Here is a 3,726-nt window from a genome sequence, read left to right as displayed (position 1 = left end):
TTGAAGCACTCTTCAACTTCTTCTCCAACAGTAATGATTACCGTTTCTCTGATTTCACTGCTGCAAGCCTTTGCGCACAATCGGGAACTATTGTTACAGCAAACCTTGACTTTGGTAGAGGTTCTCGCGCAGAGACTTTCTTGTGTCAAAACGGCGAGTGGGTTACGAGAACAAAGGGACTTGCCCAAATCATGCTAGACATAGCAGATAAAAAAGACGTTGCAACAAAACCATACACTTTGTTCTGTGATAAGCCAAGCGAATCGCTCAAACCAAACCAACACGGACAATTCGAACCCTTCCGACAAATAGGTTTGGAAGGAAAGTACCAAGCATTCTTTGATGAATCACTTGATCTTACTGATGAGTTCTGCGTGCTACGTGTTGATGATAGAGTCTTTGTTGGAACAAGTCTCGGGCAACACATTGATCAGCAGAGAAGAACAACAACAGGAGCACTTCCTAGTTTCATAGAAGCTATACGAAATGATCCGGAGTATTGTGCTAACGTTGATAAGACCAGTCCCACCTGGCAAGGATGTAAGAACAATGATGTGTGGTACAACCCCGCAACGAAAATGGTTATCTATGGTTTTAGTGATGGGAGTAACGTTGATGAATTCGACTTACTTCAACTTGCTGATTTAGAAGAAGAAACCGTTTTCAGCACAGTGTTTGATACGTTAGACCTCGTCTTTTCACGCATCCTCTCTTTCATCGGCATAGGTATCTATGAAGACACGCTTGAAACCAAGCAATTTGTCGAAGAAGCAAGAAACTTTGACAAACTCTACATCGCACAAGGGGATAACGGGCGATTTGTACGTGCAGTCAAAGAATCAATAACACGCGAACTCGAAGATGGCTCTCGCTCAGGAAATGCTGTCTCTTTCATGACAGCAGAATATCACAACATCATCTCGCCTGTGTGCAGGACGTATCTTGACCCCGACTTTGATTACCAATTCAGAATGGTGGGAAGCACAAAGACATCAGGCGTTGTTGATGGCTCATCAAAAACCATTCCTCACCAGCCACGATTTACTTGTGAGTTAGACATCCGATCCGCAAATGATTGGACGTACATCGTTCACGTAGAAGACCTCTCCAGAGGATTACAATTCAAAAACGCAGGAACAGAAGAACTACCCTTTGAATTCGCGGATCTTTGGCGTGATCTCACCTCAGTTATGAGGCTTGATGAAGGATTTTCAAAAGATGACGTGTACAAAGAAGAAGCAACGAGCACCTCAGCAGGAAGTATTACTATTACCAAAGCAACATCACAAGGACTTTGCACGTCAACAACGCTCAGCTCCGTTGTAGCAGGCCAACCTTTTTGCATCAATGTCTCAGGGCTTAGCGCACAAGACCAAGAACACATCTTAGGCATTACGTATTCCATCGGTGAGCGCAACGCAAGTGTCCTTGGTGCAGGACCTGTTATCATGTCCTTTGTTGAGGGCACCGAAGAATCACTTCCCCTTCAAGCAAAGATTCTTTATGACAACTTTGCAGTACGCACAGCATCAACTACCTTGCAACGATACGCAGGACCATTCTTCAACCCACACGTTGATTCAGGAAACATCTCCGTTGACATCGCAGATGATAGAGGCTATGCGACCTGGAATATTAACTGGGATTTCTATGACATCAACACACTTATTACAAGCGAGAATTGCGTGGGTGTAAGCGCAGGCGATGATCGGTGCAGTGTAGAGGTACCTTCAAGCGGAAGAAAAGTAAAACTCACCGCAACAGACACCTACGGCATCATCGTTGAGAGAACCTTTAATTACCGATGAGAAAGGGTCAAGTCACGCTCTTCATTGTCATAGGACTTCTGCTCTTAGGAACATTCATCTTCATCAACCAAGTTAATACCACCCTGCAAACAGCGCAACTTGAACAACAAGCAAGAGGAGCACTACAAGAAGCAATCAACACCAACGCAGTGAAATTCTACGCAGAAGGATGCTTACAAGAAGTACTCTCGCGAGGACTTTTGCTTGCAGGAAGCCAAGGCGGAAACATTTACACCTATCAAAACGGCTCACACCTCGCACTTGCATCAGGACCACGCAAAAGCAGAGAAGTACAATGCCTCCCCGGAAAAAACATAACCAAATGCAGAGCAGGGTATGGTATCCAAGAACCTACCCTTCTTGAAGGAACAAAATCCCCTCCCCCACCACACTGGCCAGGTTTTCAACAAAGCCCAAAACTCAACTTCTCAACATGGGGTTACTTTGGAGAAGCATCACTTACCCCCATCTGTTATTTGAACGGGTCCAACAGGTTCAACGCCTCAGGAGATCTGCGCAACCCGTTTTGCTTAGGAAAAACCTATGGCTTAGAAGACTCCACACAATACGTTTTACAAGAATACATTGAACGAGAACTCCCGCGCTGTTTTAACCCTTCAAACCTCACCTACACCCAACAATACAACTTCACCTTTGGGGATCCCAACGCAACCGTCATCTACGGAGAAGCAGACACCCGGGCAACAGTACAATACCCCGTCACGTTCTCCTTTGCAGGAAGACCACCTGTTACCACCTTTGCAGATTTTAGCGTCTCCTTACCTATTCGTTTCAAAAAACTCGGCGAGCTTGCCTCCTTCATCTCCGTTTACGACTCAGCACGCCTTGGTTTCAACGCATCATCAGATTTTAAACGATTTAGAACAGTTTGGGATGCACGCATGAACGTCTCCTTCTCACAACCCTACCGCAACCAAAACATCTTTGACGACCTCGTAACTATCACCGATACAGGATCCACCATTGCAGGGCAAGTCTACGCCTTTCAATTCATACGCCAGAACAGGCACCCCGCATTAGACCTTATCCGCTCAGAAGGAGCACGCGAACCTTACGACGTCATCGTCCTTGAAGGATCCACCATAGAACTCAAACCCAACCCTGACGTGACGAAGATCTACGACCCCGATGAAGATAAACTCACCTACTTCTACGTTGGTTGGAAAGAAACATACGACGCGTACTTTGACAGAGTAAGAGGAGCACAAGTACTCCTCCCCGGAAAACCACGCAACTGGACAAGCTCAAAAGACTACCGCGAAACACGACGAGAAGCAAGCTACACCACAAACAGATCAGACATCGGACCACACAACATCACCATCTATGTCTGCGATGAGTATCACAACATGAGCAGCACACAAGTACCCCTCTCCTTTCGCGTAAACAACCCCGAAAACGTAAGTAGTTCAGATATTCCCAAATTCCTTAACATCTACCAATCACCACTTTGTGACTGGCAACTCGTACGCATACTCGTAGCAGACATACCCCAACTCAACATCACCGGATACAACGACTTTGACGACATCAACAACTCCTACGCATCCGTTGAAGACTTCTACACCTTCAACTGGGCAGGAACCTTTGCCTACTACACCGTCTTTGACAAAGTGATCCTCAAAATACCCTACGAAGGACAAGACGGCAACCCCCTAGAACTCATCATCCCCTACGATGCAAACGACACCCTCCACCGCATCCCAGAACCCAACACCACCATCCTTGACATCATCTCAAAAGTCTTCACCAAAACACACGAGTTTTTAGTAAACGATGTTCCCATCGGTGCGCACAACATTTCCTTTTCCACCAATGTTCCCGGACCCGCTAAGATTATCAACGTAACCGTTATGGACTGCCTACCCCACCGAGGAAGCGACGCACCCTACCCCTA

2 protein-coding genes are annotated in these 3,726 nt (G+C 46.3%); both read left to right on the top strand.

Features of this window, described 5'->3' with window-relative positions; genetic code table 11:
* Positions 1–191: 191 nt before the first annotated feature.
* Positions 192–1,808, top strand: a complete 1,617-nt coding sequence (locus D6694_00460) for a hypothetical protein (protein RMH48438.1) — start codon at positions 192–194, stop codon at positions 1,806–1,808.
* Positions 1,805–3,726, top strand: a 1,922-nt coding sequence (locus D6694_00455; protein ID RMH48437.1) for a hypothetical protein, incomplete at its 3' end; no start/stop codon positions are given. The genes D6694_00460 and D6694_00455, both read left to right, overlap by 4 nt.

Source organism: Gammaproteobacteria bacterium (assembly GCA_003696665.1).
In the GTDB taxonomy this organism is placed as follows: Bacteria; Pseudomonadota; Gammaproteobacteria; order Enterobacterales.
Note: the sequence above shows the minus strand (reverse complement) of the source record. Positions and strands in the feature narration are given on the sequence as shown.

Coding starts and splice junctions, on each gene's coding strand:
- D6694_00460 (RMH48438.1), top strand. CDS start 192: ATGCTAGACATAGCAGATAAAAAAGACGTTGCAACAAAACCATACACT.